Origin of the sequence: Pseudoalteromonas sp. BSi20429 (assembly GCF_000238895.1) — a bacterium.
Taxonomy (GTDB): domain Bacteria; phylum Pseudomonadota; class Gammaproteobacteria; order Enterobacterales; family Alteromonadaceae; genus Pseudoalteromonas; species Pseudoalteromonas arctica.
The window spans coordinates 17532-38535 of the sequence record NZ_BADV01000010.1; the positions used below are offsets into that span (position 1 = coordinate 17532).

Annotated in this window: 26 protein-coding genes; 15 read left to right on the forward strand and 11 right to left on the reverse strand. The window is 39.7% G+C overall.

Annotated features, from left to right (window positions below):
• Position 1: 1 nt before the first annotated feature.
• From hpf to P20429_RS17575, 8 genes are all read right to left on the reverse strand, one after another.
• Positions 2–289 carry a ribosome hibernation promoting factor gene (gene hpf, locus P20429_RS17610; RefSeq protein WP_007580301.1) on the reverse strand — a complete coding sequence of 96 codons (288 nt, stop codon included), beginning with the start codon at positions 287–289 and terminating at the stop codon, positions 2–4.
• A gap of 26 nt (positions 290–315) precedes the next feature.
• Positions 316–1815 carry an RNA polymerase factor sigma-54 gene (locus tag P20429_RS17605; protein WP_007580303.1) on the reverse strand — a complete coding sequence of 500 codons (1500 nt, stop codon included), beginning with the start codon at positions 1813–1815 and terminating at the stop codon, positions 316–318.
• 69 nt (positions 1816–1884) lie between these two features.
• Positions 1885–2610: an LPS export ABC transporter ATP-binding protein gene (gene lptB / locus P20429_RS17600; RefSeq protein WP_007580304.1), complete on the reverse strand. Its 726-nt coding sequence runs from the start codon at positions 2608–2610 to the stop codon at positions 1885–1887.
• Complete coding sequence (gene lptA, locus P20429_RS17595) at positions 2607–3152, reverse strand: lipopolysaccharide transport periplasmic protein LptA (RefSeq protein WP_007580307.1); 546 nt, start codon at positions 3150–3152, stop codon at positions 2607–2609. The genes lptB and lptA overlap by 4 nt, the downstream gene beginning before the upstream one ends.
• Positions 3142–3696 (reverse strand): LPS export ABC transporter periplasmic protein LptC, encoded by a 555-nt coding sequence (gene lptC / locus P20429_RS17590; protein WP_007580308.1) that lies wholly within the window; start codon positions 3694–3696, stop codon positions 3142–3144. The genes lptA and lptC overlap by 11 nt, the downstream gene beginning before the upstream one ends.
• Positions 3693–4244, reverse strand: a complete 552-nt coding sequence (gene kdsC, locus P20429_RS17585) for a 3-deoxy-manno-octulosonate-8-phosphatase KdsC (RefSeq protein WP_007580311.1) — start codon at positions 4242–4244, stop codon at positions 3693–3695. Before kdsC ends, lptC begins: the two co-directional genes overlap by 4 nt.
• Positions 4245–5216, reverse strand: coding sequence for a KpsF/GutQ family sugar-phosphate isomerase (locus tag P20429_RS17580; RefSeq protein WP_007580312.1), 972 nt, complete (start codon positions 5214–5216; stop codon positions 4245–4247). It abuts the gene before it with no gap.
• A 3-nt stretch (positions 5217–5219) separates the two neighbouring features.
• Entirely contained in the window at positions 5220–6188 is a 969-nt protein-coding gene (locus P20429_RS17575) for a calcium/sodium antiporter (RefSeq protein ID WP_007580313.1), read from the reverse strand.
• 255 nt (positions 6189–6443) lie between these two features.
• On the opposite strand from P20429_RS17575, the gene P20429_RS17570 reads away from it, so the two are divergent.
• From P20429_RS17570 to murA, 7 genes are read left to right on the forward strand one after another with little or no spacing between them, the layout of a single operon-like run.
• The gene (locus P20429_RS17570; RefSeq protein WP_076915496.1) at positions 6444–7259 is read left to right on the forward strand and encodes an ATP-binding cassette domain-containing protein; all 816 of its coding nucleotides are present in this window, start codon (positions 6444–6446) and stop codon (positions 7257–7259) included.
• Entirely contained in the window at positions 7259–8038 is a 780-nt protein-coding gene (gene mlaE, locus P20429_RS17565) for a lipid asymmetry maintenance ABC transporter permease subunit MlaE (protein ID WP_002957949.1), read from the forward strand. Before P20429_RS17570 ends, mlaE begins: the two co-directional genes overlap by 1 nt.
• A gap of 13 nt (positions 8039–8051) precedes the next feature.
• A complete protein-coding gene (gene mlaD, locus P20429_RS17560) occupies positions 8052–8600 on the forward strand; it encodes an outer membrane lipid asymmetry maintenance protein MlaD (RefSeq protein ID WP_002957950.1) in 549 nt (182 codons plus the stop codon).
• A 5-nt stretch (positions 8601–8605) separates the two neighbouring features.
• A complete protein-coding gene (locus tag P20429_RS17555) occupies positions 8606–9286 on the forward strand; it encodes a phospholipid-binding protein MlaC (protein WP_007580315.1) in 681 nt (226 codons plus the stop codon).
• Positions 9279–9572: a lipid asymmetry maintenance protein MlaB gene (locus P20429_RS17550; RefSeq protein ID WP_007580316.1), complete on the forward strand. Its 294-nt coding sequence runs from the start codon at positions 9279–9281 to the stop codon at positions 9570–9572. Before P20429_RS17555 ends, P20429_RS17550 begins: the two co-directional genes overlap by 8 nt.
• Positions 9573–9577: 5 nt before the next feature.
• Positions 9578–9835 (forward strand): BolA family protein, encoded by a 258-nt coding sequence (locus P20429_RS17545; protein WP_002957953.1) that lies wholly within the window; start codon positions 9578–9580, stop codon positions 9833–9835.
• 13 nt (positions 9836–9848) lie between these two features.
• Positions 9849–11108, forward strand: a complete 1260-nt coding sequence (gene murA / locus P20429_RS17540; protein WP_007580318.1) for a UDP-N-acetylglucosamine 1-carboxyvinyltransferase — start codon at positions 9849–9851, stop codon at positions 11106–11108.
• A 100-nt stretch (positions 11109–11208) separates the two neighbouring features.
• On the opposite strand, the gene P20429_RS17535 is transcribed toward murA, so the two are convergent.
• The 3 genes from P20429_RS17535 to P20429_RS17525 form a co-directional block, all read right to left on the reverse strand.
• Complete coding sequence (locus tag P20429_RS17535) at positions 11209–12291, reverse strand: trypsin-like peptidase domain-containing protein (protein ID WP_007580320.1); 1083 nt, start codon at positions 12289–12291, stop codon at positions 11209–11211.
• A gap of 102 nt (positions 12292–12393) precedes the next feature.
• Positions 12394–13746: a Do family serine endopeptidase gene (locus P20429_RS17530; protein ID WP_007580322.1), complete on the reverse strand. Its 1353-nt coding sequence runs from the start codon at positions 13744–13746 to the stop codon at positions 12394–12396.
• Positions 13747–13877: 131 nt separating this feature from the next.
• Positions 13878–14321: a YhcB family protein gene (locus P20429_RS17525; RefSeq protein ID WP_007580324.1), complete on the reverse strand. Its 444-nt coding sequence runs from the start codon at positions 14319–14321 to the stop codon at positions 13878–13880.
• Between the two features lie 134 nt (positions 14322–14455).
• Here P20429_RS17525 and zapE point away from each other — a divergent pair, with 134 nt between their 5' ends.
• From zapE to P20429_RS17485, 8 genes are all read left to right on the forward strand, one after another.
• On the forward strand, positions 14456–15544 hold the full coding sequence (zapE, locus tag P20429_RS17520) for a cell division protein ZapE (RefSeq protein WP_007580326.1): 1089 nt from the start codon (positions 14456–14458) through the stop codon (positions 15542–15544).
• Between the two features lie 285 nt (positions 15545–15829).
• Positions 15830–16258: a 50S ribosomal protein L13 gene (rplM, locus tag P20429_RS17515; RefSeq protein ID WP_007378318.1), complete on the forward strand. Its 429-nt coding sequence runs from the start codon at positions 15830–15832 to the stop codon at positions 16256–16258.
• Between the two features lie 8 nt (positions 16259–16266).
• A complete protein-coding gene (rpsI, locus tag P20429_RS17510) occupies positions 16267–16659 on the forward strand; it encodes a 30S ribosomal protein S9 (RefSeq protein ID WP_024590200.1) in 393 nt (130 codons plus the stop codon).
• Positions 16660–17239: 580 nt separating this feature from the next.
• Positions 17240–17830, forward strand: a complete 591-nt coding sequence (petA, locus tag P20429_RS17505) for a ubiquinol-cytochrome c reductase iron-sulfur subunit (protein WP_007580333.1) — start codon at positions 17240–17242, stop codon at positions 17828–17830.
• Entirely contained in the window at positions 17830–19095 is a 1266-nt protein-coding gene (locus tag P20429_RS17500; protein WP_007580335.1) for a cytochrome b N-terminal domain-containing protein, read from the forward strand. The genes petA and P20429_RS17500 overlap by 1 nt, the downstream gene beginning before the upstream one ends.
• On the forward strand, positions 19092–19841 hold the full coding sequence (locus P20429_RS17495; protein WP_007580337.1) for a cytochrome c1: 750 nt from the start codon (positions 19092–19094) through the stop codon (positions 19839–19841). The genes P20429_RS17500 and P20429_RS17495 overlap by 4 nt, the downstream gene beginning before the upstream one ends.
• 80 nt (positions 19842–19921) lie before the next feature.
• Complete coding sequence (gene sspA, locus P20429_RS17490) at positions 19922–20548, forward strand: stringent starvation protein SspA (protein WP_002957965.1); 627 nt, start codon at positions 19922–19924, stop codon at positions 20546–20548.
• A complete protein-coding gene (locus P20429_RS17485) occupies positions 20548–20985 on the forward strand; it encodes a ClpXP protease specificity-enhancing factor (RefSeq protein WP_007580339.1) in 438 nt (145 codons plus the stop codon). Before sspA ends, P20429_RS17485 begins: the two co-directional genes overlap by 1 nt.
• The last annotated feature ends 19 nt before the right edge of the window (positions 20986–21004 follow it).

A 21004-nucleotide genomic window follows, 5' to 3' on the forward strand; every position in this document is an offset into this window, starting at 1 on the left:
ATTAGTGTCGAGCAAGCTTCTCTTTGTGTTTAATTACTTGTCGATCGAGCTTGTCGATCAACGAGTCAATGGCGGCATACATATCTTGATGTTCTGTAGAGGCAAATAGCTCAGCACCGCTTACGTGTATGGTGGCTTCTGCTTTTTGATTTAATTTTTCTACATCGAGAATGACATGAACATTATTAATATGATCAGAGTGTCTTTCTAGCTTCGCAAATTTGGTATTAATATAGTCTCTTAGTGAATCGGTTAATTCTACGTGACGACCAGTTAAGTTTAGTTGCATAAGCATTACCCTCTTTTTTTTGCGTCTTAAATCAAACTTTTACGCTGATTTGACGGTGGAATAGCCAGAGATTCGCGGTATTTTGCGATTGTACGTCTCGCTACTTTAATTCCTTGCTCAGCCAATATATCCGCTATTTTGCTATCACTCAATGGTTTTGCTGAGTTTTCTGCTGCGATTAATTTTCGGATAAGCGCACGGATTGCTGTAGATGAACATTCACCCCCGTTTTCGGTGCTTACATGGCTTGAGAAAAAATATTTAAGCTCAAATATACCACGGGGTGTGTGCATATACTTTTGGGTTGTTACGCGCGAAATTGTTGATTCGTGCATTTCTACCATTTCAGCAACATCATTTAAAACCATTGGTTTCATGGCTTCAGGACCGTGTTCAAAAAAGCCTTGTTGTTGCTTAACAATACAATTTGTTACTTTTAATAGCGTGTCGTTTCTACTTTCTAAGCTTTTAATAAACCATTTAGCTTCTTGTAAATGCGAGCGAATAAACTGGCTGTCACCACTGGATTTTACAGTGCGAGACATTGCAGCGTATTGGCTATTAACACGAATTTTAGGCATGCTATCTGGGTTTAACTCAACAACCCAGCGGCCTTTAATTTTTTTAACTGACACATCGGGAATAACATACTCAGATTCTTCTCTTACAATAGTATCTGCTGGTTTAGGGCTAAGAGTATGTATTAATGTCATTACTTCTTTAAGCTCTTCTTCTTTGAGCTTAGTTTTCTTCATTAATGTACGATAGTCACGAGCAGCTAATAAATCAATATGCTCGGTTAAAATCATTTTTGTTTCATTAATGTAAGGTGTTTCTTTGTCAAACTGGTTAAGCTGAATACACAAACACTCTTGTAAACTACGTGCAGCAATACCAACAGGATCAAACAGTTGGATGCGTTTTAATACAGCTTCAATTTCATCAAGTTCGACTTCGTTATCATCTTCGTTTTCTTGATTAAAGCTTTCTAAAATCTCTTCGCAGCTTAGTGTTAAAATACCTGAATCATCGACGGCTTCTACAATCGCAATAGCAATAGCTTCGTCTGTAGGGCTAAATGGCGTTAGTTGTAACTGCCACATTAAATACTCATGGAGCGTTTCAGTAGAGGCGCCTTGGTATATTGATTCGTCTTCAGGCATCGGACCCGATGATGCTGCTGGGGCGGCACTCATGTACTCATCCCAACTAACATCCATAGCCATGTCGTCACTTAGCGTGTCTTTTGCAAGTGCTTCACCACTATCTTGTTCGTATTCGCTTGGAGCATCATCGGCAGATGCGCTAACAGTTATGTCATCTGTATCTGCTTTTTGCTCGTTTTTACCTGCAGCGTCTTCTGAATAGTCTGCTTCTTCAACCTCTAATAGCGGGTTGCTGTCGAGAGCTTCTTGTATTTCTTGCTGGAGATCCAATGTACTGAGTTGCAACAAACGAATAGCTTGTTGCAGCTGTGGAGTCATTGTAAGTTGCTGGCCCATGCGCAGCTGTAGTGATTGCCTCATGTATCTCTAACAATCCTTTTATGTTGTTATAATTAATACTAGCAGATGCTTAAAGACATGGCGTAAATGTTACAGCCTAAATTGCTCGCCTAAGTAAACATCGCGTACTGTTTTATCATTTAATACGTGTTCTGGAGTACCTGATGCAATCAGCTCCCCATGAGAAACAATGTAGGCTTTTTCACAAACATCAAGGGTTTCTCTTACGTTATGATCGGTGATTAATACACCAATCCCACGATTTTTAAGATGTTCTATTATTTTCTTTATGTCTAATACCGAAATCGGGTCAACACCTGCAAATGGTTCATCCAGTAATATAAATTTAGGATCTGCTGCCAGCGCACGTGCTATTTCAACACGACGACGTTCGCCTCCTGACAATGCCATACCTTGGCTATCACGAATGTGTTGTATGCTAAATTCATCTAATAATTTATCGAGAGTGTCTTCTCTAGCTTGTTTATTTAACTCTTTGCGCGTTTCTAAAATGGCCATTAAGTTTTGATAAACAGTCAGCTTTCTGAATATTGAAGACTCTTGCGGTAAGTAGCCAATGCCTAATCTAGCACGACTATGCATAGGTAAAAGAGTAATATCGTTATCGTCTATCGATATTTTACCTTTGTCGCTAGGTACAAGTCCTACTATCATATAAAACGTGGTGGTTTTACCTGCGCCGTTAGGGCCAAGTAAGCCAACAATACTGCCAGCTTTGACTTCAAGGCCGACGTTTTTTACAACTTCACGGCCTTTATAGCTCTTTGCTAATAGCTCTGCTTTTAATGTGCTCATGGTTGACCTTTGTCGCTTTTTTTACTTTTTTTAGTCTCGATTGGCACTAAAATTGTGTGAACGCGGTCAGTTGAGTTTTCATCTTTTTCGGCACTGATTAGCTGCTGCTCTATATCGTAGGTAATGCTTTTAGCATTTATTTTTTGTCCCGCTTGCGATACTTGTGCATTACCAACAAGCGTTAAAAAACGCTTAGATACATCATAACGTACTTCGTCAGCACTGGCGCTCATAGTCGTGCCATCTGATTGCTTTTCTTCAAAGTGCGCAGGGCTACCTGTAGCAATTAATAATTGTTTATTATCACCAAGTTCATCGCGTTTATGTACTTCTAAGCGGTCGGCTGTGATACGGCGATTACCGTGAATAATTTCAACATTTTTCTCAAAAATCCCGACATTAGCTTTTAATTGACCTTCTTGCTTATCGGCGCTTATTGAAATTTGATTTGCAGTCGGTTGCGTGTTTTGCTCTGCAGCACTACTATTAAACGCTAGTATAAGTGTAGGAATAATAAGTGATTTTAATATTTTATTGGTCATAATATATGGTTCGCGTATGGTTAATTAGTTTTATCACTTCGGTTTTTAAGTCGGCTTCTAGGCCTTTACCAGTGATTTTTAAATTGGGTCCAGTGATGATAACGGGTTGCTCCGAACGCATTGTTAATAGCTTTATATCTACCTGAATATTATCAGCATTGATTTTGTCTATCATGGCGTTATCGGTTAAGTTTTTGGCAACCACATTGCCTTCTAAAATTAATTGTTTGTCTTCGTATAATGTTGCTTCGTCTGCATTTATTTGCCACGTTTGCTTTTCGTTATATAAAGTAAAAATAGGTTTTTCAAAAAACGTAAAACCTAATTGTTGATATAGCTCCATTTTAGCCGCAGTGACTTTGTGGCTAATTTTACCTTGTTCGTCATAGGCTGTTTGTTTGAGTTCAATGGCTATGTAATCAGGCTTGGCAATAACTTCAGGCTCAGTCTGAGGCACAATATTTGTTTGTGTAAAATAAGGGTACCAAAGCCAAACCATACAGCTAATGAATAAAACGCTTAATATTATGCGCGCTGCATTCATGAACTAGTGCCTTGTGTAGTCAATGCTTTACCATTTTCAAGCATAAGTAAGTCGGTGAGCTCTCTTACTGCACCAAAGCCGCCAGGCATTTGCGTTACATAGTGTGATAAACGTTTAATAAGTGGATGGGCATCATTTACTGCAACAGCAAAGCCGACTAATTCCATAACGGGCATGTCAGGACCATCATCACCGATATAAGCAATTTGTTCATCGCTAAGGTTGAGTTTGTCTTTTAATTCTTGATAGGCAATGAGCTTATTTTCTTGGCCTTGATAAATATGCTGTACGGTTAAGCTGCTCATACGTTGTTGCACTATTTGTGAATGACGACCAGTAATTACAGCCACTTCAAAGCCACTGTTTATAAGCGCTTTAATGCCAAAACCATCTTTTGTATTAAATGCTTTTAGCTCTTCACCTTGATTACCAAGATAAATACGGCCATCAGAAAATACACCATCAATATCGCATATAAGTAGTTTTACTTTTTTAGCGCGTGCTTTTGCATCATCGCTCAGCGGTTGATAGAGTTCTTCAAATTGCATTTATAATACTCCTGCTTTTAATAGGTCTTGCATGTTTAATGCGCCAATAGGTTGGTTTTTCTCATTGACGACGATTAAGCCATTTATACGTTTGTGTTCCATAATATTAAGCGCTTCAGCGGCTAAAATATCTTGTGTAGCCGTAGTACATGACTTAGTCATAACAACATCTATTTGTGTTGTATGAATATCAATTCTTTGTTCTAAAATACGACGCAAATCGCCATCGGTAAATAATCCCACGAGCTGCTGATTTTCATCAACAATGGCTGTCATGCCTAGCCCTTTAGCAGACATTTCAATAAGGGCGTCTTTAACTGTTTGTGAAACGCTAATAATAGGTGTATTTGCGCCGCTGTGCATAACATCTTTCAAAGTAAGTAATAAACGCTTGCCTAAACTACCACCTGGGTGAGATAGCGCGAAGTCATCAGCTGTAAACCCGCGAGCTTCTAATAATGCAACTGCCATGGCATCGCCCATCGCAAGCGTTGCAGTGGTACTTGATGTAGGAGCTAGACCCAATGAACAGGCTTCTTTTTCTACTTTAATACACACATGTACATTAGCAAGGGTCGCCATGGTTGATTGCGTATTGCCAGTCATCGCTATCATTTTGGCACCAAGTCGTTTTAAAACCGGAATGATATTTAAAACTTCGCTGGTCTCCCCTGAATTGGAAATAAGCATAACCACGTCATTTTTAGTGATCATACCTAAATCACCATGACTTGCTTCACCAGGGTGAACAAAAAATGCTGGACTGCCTGTGCTTGCAAGGGTTGCCGCTATTTTATTGCCAATATGACCTGATTTACCCATACCAATGACAATAATACGGCCTTCGCAGTCGTACATTAATTGGCACGCGTTATGAAAATTTTCATCTACATATTGTGCAATATCACTAAGTGCTTGGCGTTCAACATCTAAAACGCGAAGGCCTTGTTCAATAAAATTTAGCGTTGCCATCATTTACCCTACTTGACTAAAAATATACCCTTGGTAACCCAAAAACGCTATTAGCAATAAGCCGCCTTCTACTCTATTGATACGTTGGGTACCTCTAAAGTTCAATGACATAATAATAAGAGCAAGTGTTGCGCCAATCATAATTAATACGTCTCGGCTTACTAATGATGGATCAATGGCTGAAGGGTTAATAATACCGGCAAGTGGTAATACCGCTAGAATATTAAATATGTTTGAGCCAACAATATTACCTAGTGCTAAATCATCTTCATTTTTAAGTACACCTGCAACCGAAGCGGCAAGTTCAGGCAAACTAGTACCGATGGCAATAATTGTTAAGCCAATGACTAAGTCGCTTAAGCCGAAGTATTTAGCAATATCGACAGCCGAACCTATTAAAAAATGAGAACTAACAGGTAGGAGTATCATGCCGACAACTAACCAAAATACCGCTTTTTTCGTAGGTACATCGCTTGGTACATCGTCGCAGGCTTCTGACACAAATGGGTCATCTTGGTTTTTTGCACGCATAGATACAATAATTAACCCACCGATGAATACGATAAAGCCAACCAAAAGTGCAACACCTTCATTAAATGAAAAGTAGTTATCTGAGAACACATACCAAGTAGCTAAAGATACGAGCATCACTAATGGCATTTCACGTTTTAATGTACTTGATGAAACTGAAAGAGGGCGAAATAGAGCAGTGATACCTAACACAAGTAAAATGTTTGTAATATTAGAGCCAACAGCATTGCCAACCGCTGTGTCGGTTTTGTTAGCCAGAGCGGCAGAGGCTGAAACCATCATTTCGGGTGCTGAAGAGCCCATAGCTACCACGGTTAAACCAACAATAAGTGTAGGTACACCAAAGTTTTTAGCAAGAGCCGCAGCGCCATAAACAAACCTGTCTGCACTCCAAACAAGAGCTGCAAAACCAAGAATTAAAATAACAAACGAGGTAACCATTGTGTTAAGCCAGTTATACAAAATACGGATGGCGCGAATAGTAACAAAAGCCAAGATGAAAGTATAAATAAAAGAGTAAGGTCAACTACGTAACAATGCTGCTTTTAAACAGCTAATTTAAAAATTTAAGCCGGGGTTAAGCTGTTTTGAGCGAGTCTTATAATCCTTTTCATGGGTGTATTACAAAATCTTACGAATTGTTTTTTCCATCTTTGACAAAAAAGCTTTAAAATAGGTGCACTAGTGAACATTTTTATGGAGAGCGACTTGTCGCAATCAATAGTAGAAGTCAAGGATGTTAGCTTTTCGAGAGGCAATAGAACTATATATAAAAATATGAGTTTTAGCGTTCCTAAAGGTAAAATTACTGCGATCATGGGGCCAAGCGGAATTGGCAAAACCACTATGTTGCGTTTAATTGGTGGTCAGCTTAAACCAGATTCAGGTGATATTTTATTTGAAGGTGGCAGCATTCCTAAAATGTCTCGTAAAGAGTTATACGAAGCACGTACTAAAATGAGCATGCTTTTTCAAAGTGGTGCGCTGTTTACTGATATGTCGGTATTTGACAATATTGCGTTTCCTATAAGAGAGCACACAAAGCTAAGTGAAGACCTTATCCGATTAGTTGTATTAATGAAATTGCAAGCGGTTGGGCTACGTGGCGCTAAAGATTTAATGCCCTCTGAGTTATCGGGCGGTATGGCAAGACGTGCTGCACTTGCGCGCGCTATAGCACTTGATCCAGAGCTAATCATGTACGATGAACCATTTGCAGGACAAGATCCTATTTCGATGGGCGTATTGGTTAAGCTAATTAAGTCGCTTAACGAAGTATTGGGTTTATCGTCTTTAATTGTTACACACGATGTGACAGAGGTAATGAGTATTGCCGATCACGTTATAATTATCGCCGATCAAGGTGTAATTGGTTGTGGTACTCCTGATGAAATGCGCAATCATGAATCTCCTTTAGTTCAACAGTTTTTAAAAGGCTTGTCGGATGGTCCAGTACCATTTCATTTTCCGGCTCAAGCTTATGCAGATGAACTGCTTGGAGAAAAAGCATAATGTTGGATTTATTTCAAAAGCTAGGGCATAAAACGCTAGGACGTTTTGCGGCTCTTGGCCGTTCGGCTTATATGCTGTTTAGTGCATTAGCGCATGTTCCTAATTTTAAAAAAGGCACACCGTTACTTGTTCGCCAACTTTATATGGTCGGTTCGCAATCGTTGCTGATTATTATGGTGTCGGGTTTGTTTATCGGCATGGTGTTGGCTCTACAAGGTTACACCGTATTAGTTGGTTATGGCGCTGAGGATAGTTTAGGGCCGTTAGTGGCACTGAGTTTATTGCGAGAACTGGGCCCGGTTGTTACTGCATTACTGTTTGCAGGACGCGCAGGTAGCGCATTGACTGCTGAAATTGGCTTAATGAAAGCAACAGAGCAACTTTCATCACTTGAGATGATGGCAATCGATCCGCTAAAACGTATTATTGCACCACGCTTTTGGGCGGGTTTTATAAGCATGCCATTGCTTGCATTGATATTTTCAGCCGTAGCAATCATAGGCGCTCATTTAGTGGGTGTAGATTGGCTGGGGGTTGATACAGGTAGTTTTTGGTCAATCATGCAATCACAAGTGTCGTTTCAGCAAGACATACTAAACGGTATTATTAAGAGTTTTGTATTTGCCATAGTGGTGACCTGGATTGCGCTTTATAAAGGATATGACTGTGTGCCGACCTCAGAAGGGATCAGCAAAGCAACCACCGAAACGGTTGTTCATTCGTCATTAGCAGTTTTAGGTTTTGACTTTATTTTGACAGCGGTAATGTTTACCAGCTAATAGGGTATAGATAATGAATTCACGGAAATTAGAAATTTTAGTTGGTTTTTTTGTAGCACTTGGCATTTTAGCTTTTGCGATGCTCGCACTTAAAGTTGCCAATTCAGGTATTAGTGGCTCTGGCGAAACATATACGCTTAATGCCAAGTTTGAAAACATTGGCTCATTAAAAGCACGTGCACCAGTAAAAGTAGGTGGTGTTGTAATTGGTCGTGTTGAATCAATTTATGTTCACCCACAAGAATTTTTACCAGTGGTAAACATGACCATTGATGCACAGTATTTATGTCGTTTTTCAGACACAAGCTCAATCTCTATTTTAACGTCGGGTATTTTAGGTGAGCAGTACTTAGGTATTCACCCTGTCATTTCTCCAGATTCGGCTAAACAACGTTGTTTAGGCGAAACAGTGACTGAAAACAAGCAAGATGAAGCAATTGACGATTTGTTTGGTGTGGAAAGTAAAGCACTAGGTGATGGCGATTCAATTACTGACACTAAGTCTGCCATTGTACTTGAAGAATTAATCGGGCAGTTTTTATTCAACCAAGGTAGTGAGTAATTATTATGTTGAAAAAGTTTTTAGCTATTGTAGCAATTGGCACAATGACGCTAACTCAAAGCGTAAGTGCAGCAGATGTAAAATTAATCGATCCAAATAAAATGGTACGCCAAGTTGCTGATAATACATTTGCACGTATTAAAAAAGATCAGCCATTAATTGTTAAAAATCAAGAGCATCTTCGCGTAATCGTTGAAGAAGAATTAATGCCTTATATCGACTACAAATATGCAGCACTTCGCGTACTAGGTAGTGAAGTATCTAAAGTACGTGCAATTACCGACGAAGCTGAAAAAGCCAAAGCAATTAAAGAAATTCAACGCTTTATTGGTGTTTTTAGAGAGTATTTAGTTGCTACTTATGCAGGTGTATTCACTCAATATACAAACCAAAAAGTTGAGTTTGGTGCAGAACAAGCATTTAAAGGCAAAGATGTCGTTGTCGTTAAAACTAAAATTATTGAAGATGGTAAACCTGATATCAGAATCGATTTTAAAGTACGCGAAGACCGTGACGGTGAATGGCGCGCGTACGATATGATTGCTGAAGGTATTAGTTTACTAGATGCAAAACAAAGTGAGCTACAAGGTATTTTGCGTCAGCAAGGTATTGATAATGTAAGTAACCTTTTAGAGCAAAAGAGTCAGCTACCAGTTCAGTTTAGAGGCAGTAACTCGAATGACTAAATTGGCAATAAGCCAAGTTGATGGACAACATTTTCGAGTAAACGGTGAGCTTACTCGAAATTCAATTGGCGATGAACAGCTTCTGAACAGCAAGCTATTAACCAAGCATAAAATCATCTATTTCGACCTAAGTGGTGTATCTAGGGTTGACACAGCGGGCTTAGCTTGGTTAATTCACTCTTTTGCAGAATTAAAGCAGCAAGGCATTCGCCTTGAATTGCAAAACCTACCTGAGCAATTGCAAAATTTAATGCAATTGGGTCAGGTTACAACCCTATTTGAGTGAGAGTTATGGAAACTAGCCAAGTCGAAACATTATTACGCGAAGAGCTTCAATTAGCTGAAGTACATGTAAAAGCCAATGGTAGTCATTATGAAGTTGTTGCAGTAGGTGAATGCTTTGACGGTTTAAGCCGAGTTAAAAAGCAGCAGCTAGTTTATGGCCCATTAATGAATACAATTTCAGATGGCACAATTCACGCAGTATCTATTCGTGCATTTACTCCTGTAGAGTGGAAGCGTGAACAAAAATTTATTTTACCGCAATAAATAGGGCCTCTTAATGGATCAATTTGTAATTCAAGGTGGTACTTCACTTGCTGGTGAAGTGACTATTTCTGGCGCTAAAAATGCCGCACTTCCTATTTTGTTTGCTTCATTATTAGCTGATGGAAAAAGTACATTTACTAATGTACCGCGCCTTCGCGATATAGTGACCACTGAAGCCTTATTAAAAACTCTAGGCGCTGATGTTAATTGGCACGGCGATACGCTAGTGATTGACGGCGCAACGGTCAATAAAACATTAGCGCCATACGACTTAGTTAAGCAAATGCGTGCTTCAGTACTTGCATTAGGCCCTTTAGTTGCTCGTTTTGGTGAAGCTCAAGTGTCTTTACCTGGTGGGTGTGCTATTGGTGCTCGCCCTGTTGATATACATATTCAAGGTTTGGAGCGCATGGGCGCACAAATAAACGTTGAAAATGGTTATATTAATGCCAAGGTAAACGGTCGCTTAAAAGGCGCTGAAATCTTTATGGAAATGGTAAGCGTAGGCGCTACCGAAAATCTATTGATGGCAGCAGCCCTCGCTGATGGTAAAACCATACTTGATAATGCTGCACGCGAGCCCGAAATAATTGATTTAGCTAACTGCTTAATTGCTATGGGCGCTAAAATTACGGGTGCAGGCACTAGCCGCATTGAAGTTGAAGGCGTTGAGCGTTTAGCAGGATGCGAGCACAGCATTTTACCAGACAGAATAGAAACAGGTACATTTTTAGTCGCTGCAGCAATGGCAGGCGGTGAAGTACTTTGTAAAAACACTGACTTTCATTCTCTTGAGCCTGTGATTGAAAAGTTACGCGCAACAAATGCACATCTAGAAGTGCATAACGACAGTATTTATCTTGATATGCGCGGCCGAGAACTGAGAGCCGTGAATATTAAAACAGCTCCACACCCAGGTTTTCCTACGGATATGCAAGCTCAGTTTACAGCATTAAATGTAGTAGCAAATGGTAGTGCGACTATTACAGAAACGATTTTTGAAAACCGTTTTATGCATGTACCTGAGTTGCAGCGTATGGGCGCTAATATTCGTTTAGAAGGGCATACCGCAATTTGTGGTGAGACTGAGAGCCTAACGGGCGCGCAAGTGATGGCAACCGACCTACGCGCTTCAGCTAGCTTAATCTTAACGGGTATAGTGGCACAGGGTGAAACGGTTGTTGACCGTATTTATCACGTTGATAGAGGTTATCAGCGCATTGAAGATAAGCTAAGTGCGTTGGGTGCAAATATTAAACGTCGAAGTAGTTAAGTAGATATTTAACTAGCTAAGCTATTTTAAAAAGGTCGGATACGCAAATTGCTATCCGACCTTTTTATTGACGATTTATGGAAGTTGGTATTATTTTTTATTAAAGCTTTGTTTCAAGCTCAGCTACCACCACCATGATTTTTTCTATTTTACCATTCCGGTAAAGCTCAAATTCTATTTCTTTACCTGGTTCTGTATTACCTATTTCTTCCAGCACTTTTTGTGGATTTGCTACCGAAAGCCCTGCAATTTTAATAACAATATCTTGCTCTTCAATACCCGCTTGCCATGCTGGTCCCAAAGGGTCTAAATTAGTAATACGCATGCCAGTAACTGGGGTTAGGCTGTCGTTTACTTCCTTGCCGGTACTATCTACTGCTGTGCCTTCAAAGCCTAAATAGCCGCGCACAACGCGACCATGACGAATGAGCTTACCCATTACTTTTTTAGCAAGTGAGTAAGGAACCGCAAAGAATATTCCTTGAATATTCAAGTTCTCACGCGTTTTAAACTGCGCAGAAGTAATGCCGACTAAATCACCATTGGAGTTAACTAATGCGCCGCCAGAGTTGCCCACATTAATAGCCGCATCCATTTGCAATAAGTTATTGTAAGGACTGTCTGTAATTTTTTGCTTACCCGTTGCGCTAATAATGCCTTGCGTGATTGTTTGGCCTAAATTAAGCGGGTTACCTATGGCAAGTACAACATCGCCTACACTGGATACATAGCTATCATTTACAGGAATTACCGGAAGGTGATCTGCATTTATTTTAAGTAAGGCTAAATCAGTAATAGTATCAAAACCAATTAGCTGTACATCAAAAAAGCGTCTGCCATCGGTTAGAATAACCATAATTTGATCTGCATTATTAACAACATGGTAGTTGGTAAGAATGTAACCGTCTTGCGACATGATGACGCCAGAGCCTAGCTCTTGTACCGTGTTTTTTCTTTTATAACGAGGTTCTTTGGAAATACTTTCTGAAAAAATAGTAACCACAGAAGGAGCTGCTCGTTTAACTGCATCAGAAAAACTCAGGTGACTCGAACTCATTGCGCTTGGTAGGGGAACATTTGGAAGTAAAGCCGCTCGCATATTAGGGCTGAAAAAAACCACTAAAAAAGCAATACTTAGGCCTGCAAATAAAGGGGGAAGAATAAATTTTATTAGTTTCAGCACGATTTTCTTATTATGTAAGTGAGCAATCTCTTTATGATGACATAAAAAAAATAACAGCGGCAAGTGCCACTGTTATTTTTATTACATTAATAGTGCTATTTATTACTGAATTAAAATAAATATAGACTCACGACCACGTTGCACGCCAAGTACTATATTACCTTTTGTACTGTCGATGATTTTATTCATGTCGCGAATTGTTTCTACTCGTTGACGATTCACTTGCATAATAATATCGCCTTCTTCAAGGCCAACACGGGCAGAAGGTGAGCGAGGATCTACTGAAGTAACCTCAACACCTTTATTACTGTTTTTTTGTACATTTTCAAGTGTCGCGCCTTGGAATGCAGGATGCAGCTCTTCACCGGTCGCTGTAACACCTGATGCACCATCAAGGGTTACTTTCACTGTTTTAATTTTACCATCGCGGTAAATGCCTAGTTTTATCTCACGGCCTTCACCTAACGTAGCAATTTTGCTGCGTAGTTCATGGAAGCCGCTAATGTCGCCACCGTTAATGCTAACAATAACGTCACCAGCTTCAATTCCAGCCTTACTGGCGGCAGTGTCGTCCATTACTTGCATTACATAAGCACCTTGTTTGACATCAAGTTGCTGTGCTTTTGCAAGTCCAGCATCAAGTGGACGACCAGAAATGCCTAACGAGCCTCGACGCACTTCACCATGTTCAATAATTTGATCGACTAGATTTTTCATCATATTAGATGGAATCGCAAAACCAATGCCCACGTTGCCGCCAGAAGCACCTAAAATAGCGGTATTAATACCAATCAACTCACCATTGAGGTTAACTAAGGCACCGCCAGAATTACCTTGGTTAATAGCTGCGTCGGTTTGAATGAAATCTTCGTAGCCCTCAATGTTTAAACCACTTCGACCAAGGGCACTAACAATACCTGATGTAACTGTGTGGCTAAGGCCAAATGGGTTACCAATAGCGACAGCAAAGTCACCCACTCGTAAATTATCTGAGTTGGCGAGTTTGATTTCGGTTAAGTCATCAGCGTCTATTTGTAAAAGAGCGATGTCTGATTCTGTGTCAGTACCAATTTTAGTTGCTTCAAATTCACGGCCATCTTCGAGAGTAACTACCATTTTTTCGGCGTCTTGGATTACGTGGTTATTAGTCACTACATAGCCCTCATCAGCATCGATAATGACCCCAGAACCTAATCCACTAAATTGGCGTTTTTGACTGCGAGGCTGCTGTTGTCCAAAAAAGTATTCGAGTGGATCTGCACGGCGGCGTACTTCTTTAGAGCCTGAAACTTGGATACTTACAACACCAGGAGATATTTGCTCTAGCATGGGGGCTAGAGTGGGTAGTTGTTGACCATTTACTGCAATTGGCATTTTCGCATAAGACGCTACAGGGCTCATTAATAAGCTTGTAGATAAAATAGCTGCGCTGATAAGTGATAATTTCATTTTCATAGTCAGGGGTAACTCCACTTAAGATAAAGCAAAAACAAAAAGGGCTACTTTAAAAGCAGCCCTTTTGGGTTTATTAAGATAAAACAACAAAGCTGTTATATCTAAAGACTATGGGGTCTAAAAAAAGTTCATCAAGATACTTTAGAATGTTCTGAAACTTTATTTTGACCAGCAAATAAACCAGATTCACCCGATACATAATCAGCTGGTTGTGCTGCGGCTGAAGAACGATCTGAACGACGCTCTTTTAAAGACGCTTGTAGTTGTTCTGTTGTTTCTTTAGAAAAATAAGGTTCTGCTGGTGCTTTATTTCTATCTTCTAGAAGAAGTTGGTTTGTTTCTTCAACGTGACTAAGCAGTTGATCATAGTTTTCTTTCATTTTATTTACGAGCTTGCCAGTATTCGCTAAATGATCAGCTACATCTTGACGATACTGCTCTAACGCATTTTCAGCTTGCTCTGCCTGCTCTTTTAATTCATCTTGTTTGAATTGTTTTTTAGTAACAAATGCGCCAATAAAAAATGCTACAACAGCAGCAATAACAATTAAACCTACCCACATAACTGTGCCCATAAAAACTACCCCTTTGGGAAAATAACTAACGAATGCCGATTCAATTATAAATCATACTAAGTGTAATATACCCCGAGTTATGATGCGTGTTAATATGCTTTGCAAATTAAACTGTGTTTTAACTGTAAATAGATATGACTCCTTGGCAAACATACCAACAAGACTTAAAGCGAGATGACTTTGTACACGACGCAGCACAAGAAAATGCTGTGCGCCATTTACAACGTCTATACGATGACCTAACTCAGGCAAAGCCAAAACAAAAAGGTTTTTTTGCTAAGTTATTTAGTAAAGATGAACCTGCGCCTATAAAAGGTTTGTACTTTTGGGGTGGAGTAGGGCGTGGTAAAACTTATTTAGTTGACACTTTTTACGAATCACTACCGGGCACACGTAAAATGCGCGTGCACTTTCATCGATTTATGCACCGAGTGCATAATGAGCTTAAAAAACTAAACAATACGGCTAATCCATTAGAAAAAATAGCCGACACTTTCAAAGCAGAAACAGACATAATTTGTTTTGATGAGTTTTTTGTTCAAGACATTACCGATGCTATGTTGCTAGGTGGCTTAATGGAAGCGCTATTTGCACGGGGTATAGTACTTGTTGCTACCTCTAATATAGTGCCTGATGAGCTTTACAGAAATGGCTTGCAGCGTGCCCGCTTTGTCCCTGCTATAGAACTGGTTAAGCTCAATACAGAAATAGTTAATGTAGACTCAGGTATTGATTATCGGTTGCGTACCTTAGAGCAAGCCGAAATTTTTCATAGTCCGTTAGATAAAGAAGCGGATAAAAACTTATTTGAATACTTCGATAAGCTATCGTCAGAGCCTGGACAATTAGATGAGCCGATAGAGATAGAAGGTCGTTTAATCAAAACGCGAAAAGTAGCTAAATGCGTGGTGATGTTTGAGTTTAGTGAATTATGCGAATCAGCGCGTAGTCAGGTTGATTACATGGAGATTAGCCGCTTATATAATACGGTGATTATTTCTAACGTAAAACAGCTTGGGCAAACTAATGATGATGCCGCTAGACGCTTTATTGCTTTAGTGGATGAATTTTACGAGCGCCATGTAACTTTAATTATATCGGCTGAAAAACCTATTACCGAACTTTATACCCAAGGTAATTTAAACTTTGAATTTAAGCGCTGTATAAGCCGTTTGCAAGAAATGCAGTCTCTAGAGTATTTAGCTAGAGAGCATTTGGTTTAAATTAGTAGGTAAAAGTGTAATAGGTTAGCCATTAAAAATAAGAGGTGCATATATAGTACTTCTTATTTCTAAAATTTCTTGTGGAAAAAACAACCGGCGAGTAGCAATGTGTTTTAAGTGCTGGTATACTCCCGCGTCTGCCACGTTGCGTTCTATGCCCTCATATAGTCTAGCCACTTGTGAGCGGCGCAAAAGTCTAAAACTCGAAGGGGTTATAGCAAACTTAGAGCAGTAGTTAATATTAACTACTTGTGGTTTTAATTGAAAAACATTGGATTTTTATAAATGAAAACGTTTGTTGCTAAACCAGAAACAGTAAAACGTGACTGGTACGTAGTTGACGCTGAAGGTAAAACTTTAGGTCGCATCGCTACTGAAATCGCTCATCGCCTACGCGGTAAGCATAAAGTTGAATATACACCGCACGTAGATACTGGTGATTATATCATCGTTATCAACGCTGAAAAAGTTACTGTAACTGGTAACAAATTCAAAAACAAAGTGTACTATTCACACTCTGGTTTTCCAGGTGGTCTTAAGTCTACTACTTTTGATAAACTTCAAGCTGCAAAGCCTGAAATGATCATCGAGAAGGCTGTTAAGGGCATGTTGCCACGTGGTCCTTTAGGCCGCGCTATGTACCGTAAACTTAAAGTTTACACAGGTACTGAGCACAACCATGCTGCACAACAGCCTCAGGTTCTAGACATTTAAGGAGCACCATCATGGCAAATCAATACTACGGTACAGGTCGTCGTAAAAGTTCAAGTGCTCGCGTATTCTTACGCCCAGGCACTGGTAACATCGTAATCAACAAACGCTCTCTAGAAGAGTATTTTGGTCGCGAAACAGCACGCATGGTTGTTCATCAAGCTCTTGAGCTAGTTGATATGACTGAAAAATTTGACCTTTACATCACCGTTTCTGGTGGTGGTACAACTGGTCAAGCTGGTGCTATCCGTCATGGTATCACTCGTGCACTTATGGAGTTTGACGAATCATTACGTTCACAACTTCGTAAAGCAGGTTTTGTTACACGTGATGCACGTAAAGTTGAACGTAAGAAAGTGGGTCTTAAGAAAGCGCGTAAGCGTCCACAGTTCTCAAAACGTTAATCTATACGTTATCAAGAATTCAAAAACCCAGCTTATGCTGGGTTTTTTGTTTTCAAATCAAAATGTTTACATTTGCAACTTAATATAAAGTTATTTATATCGACGGTGATACTGGGTGATTGCAGCAATTAATGATGATCAAATTGATTAATAACTGCGTATTAATCAAACGAAAGTTAAAAAACACTCAGATAGCTGCAAAAAAGTTAAATAATTATCGTAATTAGTTTAAATCCATCAGTTAATTGGTGGAATTTTTTGCTACAATTGGCATTGAAGTAAAATGAGTGAGTTTAACCGCACTATGTACAGTTTTTACTGTTTCCTCTTAGTGGTGTTGATCTTGGTCAGTATATTGTTTTTACAGAAGCGTTATTATAGTCGTTCGGCTTTATTCTCGAGCTTACTTAATCAAATTTTGATCAAGTTAGTTTTATTCGAGCATAGGGCTTTGAATAACCTTGTTTTAATCAAGGGTTTTAATTATGATCGCTTCTATTTTAAAAATTCGAATAATTAACCTGCTGTAACTGATGTTCTCAATATAGCAAGTGTTGAGAATCATAGTGGAGATAAGTGGATGAGCAATGCGCCTGTAGACAATGGCCGACGTCGCTTTTTAACCATAGCTACCTCTGTTGTAGGTGGTGTTGGTGCGGCTGGGGCTGCTGTTCCTTTTATTGCGTCTTGGAATCCAAGTGAGCGAGCTAAATCTGCGGGTGCGCCTGTAGAAGTAGATATCAGCAAACTTGAACCGGGACAATTAATACGTGTCGAGTGGCGTGGTAAACCTGTATGGGTTGTATCACGGACCCCAAAAATGCTTGAGCAAATGAAAGAACATGAAGGTCAACTTCGTGATCCGCATTCGCAAGAGCCACAACAATTAGAATCATCAACAAATGATTACCGTTCATTACGTCCAGAAATCTTTCTGGCTGTAGGTATTTGTACGCATTTAGGGTGTTCACCTGGCTTTTTCCAAGGTAACTTTAGTGAGAAAGTTGAAGGAACCGATGATGGCTTCTATTGCCCATGTCATGGTTCTAAATTTGATATGGCTGGCCGTGTATTTCAATCGGTACCTGCTCCATTAAACTTAGAGATACCACCTTATACTTTTCTTGATGAGACCACTATTTTAGTGGGCGAAGAAAAAGGGGCAGCCTAATGTTTGGTAAGATTATTGGTTGGATAGACGACCGTATCCCAATGACACGTGTTTGGAACATGCATATTGCACAGTATCCAGCACCTAAAAACTTTAACTTCTGGTACTTTTTTGGCTCATTAGCCATGTTGGTACTAGTAAACCAAATCCTAACGGGTATTTGGTTAACGATGAACTTTGTTCCGTCTTCTGAAGGCGCATTCGCTTCAGTAGAATACATCATGCGTGATGTAGAATATGGCTGGTTATTACGTTACTTGCACTCAACCGGTGCATCAGCGTTTTTCATCGTTGTATATATGCATATGTTCCGTGGCATGATCTACGGTTCTTATCAAAAACCACGTGAGTTACTGTGGTTATTTGGTATGTTTATTTTCTTAGCGCTAATGGCTGAAGCATTCATGGGGTATTTATTACCATGGGGGCAAATGTCGTTCTGGGGTGCACAGGTAATCATCTCCTTATTCGGGGCTATTCCGGTTATTGGTGATGACTTAACACTTTGGATCCGTGGTGACTATGTAATATCAGGTGCAACGCTTAACCGCTTCTTTGCATTACATGTAATTGCACTACCACTGGTTATTGTAATCTTAGTTTTCTTACACATTGTTGCTCTACACGAAGTGGGTTCAAATAACCCTGAAGGTATTGAGATTAAACGTAAGAAAGGCTCAGTAGCTGAAGAAGATAAGCCTAAATTTAAATTTCATGAGTATTACACTGACAAGAAAGATATTGTTGATGCGATACCGTTCCACCCTTACTACACAGTTAAAGATATTGTGGGTGTGGTTGGTTTCTTAATATTGTTCTGTTGGGTTGTTTTCTTTATGCCAGCGATGAATGGCTTCTTTTTAGAAGGTCCAAACTTCGAGGCAGCTAACCCACTTAAAACACCTGAGCATATTTTCCCGGTTTGGTACTTTACGCCATTCTATGCAATCTTACGTGCAATCCCTGATAAGTTAATCGGTGTTGCGGCGATGGGTGCATCGATTGTGGTACTTGCGTTACTACCTTGGGTAGACCGTGGTAGAGTTAAATCGGTTCGTTACCGTTGTGGTTTCCATAAATGGAACATTGCAGGTTTTGTTGTAACTTTCGTTCTTCTAGGTTGGGTGGGTGCAACTCCACAAACTGATATGAAAACGATTATTTCTCAAATCTGTACTGTGACTTACTTTATGTTCTTCGTACTGTTGTTTGTATACAGTAAGAACGAAAAAACTAAGCCATTGCCAGAGAGGTTAACGAAATGATGAAGAAGCTTATTATTGGTTTATTTGCTTTATCAGTAAACTTGTTGCCGAACATGGTTATGGCAGCGGGTCCATCGGTTCCTTTAATGGAAGCGAACAACGACCTTACTGATCAACCATCTTTACAACGCGGTGCAAAGTTGTTCATGAACTACTGTCTTGGTTGTCACCAAATGCAGTATCAACGTTATGAACGTACTTTTCGTGATATCGGTATCCCAACAGAGGTTGGTTTAGAGCAGTTGATTTTTGACGGTTCTAAAGTTGGTAGTCATATTACTAACGCGATTACAAAAGACGATGCAGCAAAATGGTTTGGTGCGGCTCCGCCGGATTTAACTCTAATTGCTCGTGTAAAATCACCAGATTATATTTACACGTACTTAAAATCGTTTTATAAAGATGAATCTCGCCCGTTTGGGGTTAACAACATTGTTTTCCCATCGGTAGGTATGCCTCACGTTCTTCAAGAACTACAAGGTTTACCAACACCTATCACTAAAGAAGTACAAGAGCATGGTCACACTGTGACTAAAGTTATTGCTACTGAAACAGATGGTACGGGCGAATTAAGCATAGATGAATACGACCAAGCGGCTCGTGATTTAACAAACTTCCTTGAGTACGTGGGTGAACCTTCACGTCTTGAATCGGAAGCGCTAGGTATTAAGGTAATAGGATTTTTAATTATCCTGTTTATCTTGGCATTTATGCTTAAGAAAGAATACTGGAGAGATGTTCATTAGGTTGAACATTTTTAAAGGTAATTTTGCAATAGGGGCTTAAGCCCCTTTTGCTGTTTTAGTTATTTAATGGAGGTATAGGCATGGCCGTAGCTGCCAATAAGCGCCCTGTAATGACCCTTTTTTCTGGTGCTAACTGTATGTATAGCCACCAAGTACGTATTGTACTTGCGGAAAAAGGTGTAAGTGTAGATATTCATTTGGCTGAAAAAGATAACTTGCCAGAAGCACTTCACGAAATTAACCCTTACGGTACAGTGCCAACACTGATTGACCGTGAGCTTGGTTTATACCAGGCAAACATCATCATGGAATACCTTGATGAACGTTTTCCTCATCCTCCACTAATGCCTGTTTACCCGGTAATGCGTGGTCGTAGCCGCTTAATGATGCATCGTATTGATACTGATTGGTACAGCCTAGCTGATAAAATCAGTAACAACACGTCAGACGCTGCTCAAGCTCGTAAAGAGCTAACAGAAGCATTGCTTGCTGTAGCACCTATTTTTAGCGAAGCACCTTACTTTATGAGTGAAGAGTTTAGCTTAGTAGACTGTTATTTAGCTCCACTATTATGGCGTTTACCAGAGTTTGGTATTGAGCTTAATGGTGCAGGTTCTAAAGAGCTTAAAGAGTACATGATCCGTTTATTTGAACGTGAGTCATTCCAAGCCTCTTTAACTGAAGCTGAGCGTGAGATCCGTTTATAATGACGCCTAATCGTCCTTATTTATTACGTGCTTTTTTTGATTGGATAGTCGATAACGAGTGTACACCGCATTTAGTGGTAGACGCTGGATTTGCAAATGTACAAGTGCCAACACAATTTGTTCAAGACGGACAAATTGTTTTAAACATAAGTCCATCAGCGGTCACACAGTTTTCGTTAGACTTAACCCAACTTAGCTTCAGTGCGCGCTTTGGTGGTCAGCCAATGCAAGTGTATGTACCTCTAGGTGCTGTGCTTGCAATATACGCGCGTGAAAATGGCGAAGGAACAGTCTTTACCGCAGATGAGTTTTTAGAGGACGAAGACGATTTTGTGCCAGAGCTTGAAAGTGTTGATTCATCAGCTGAGTTTATTGATGAAACACCACCAGAAAAGCCTGAGAAGAAAAAAGGCTCTCATTTACGCGTTATTAAATAATAAGTAAATGCCAAAAAAA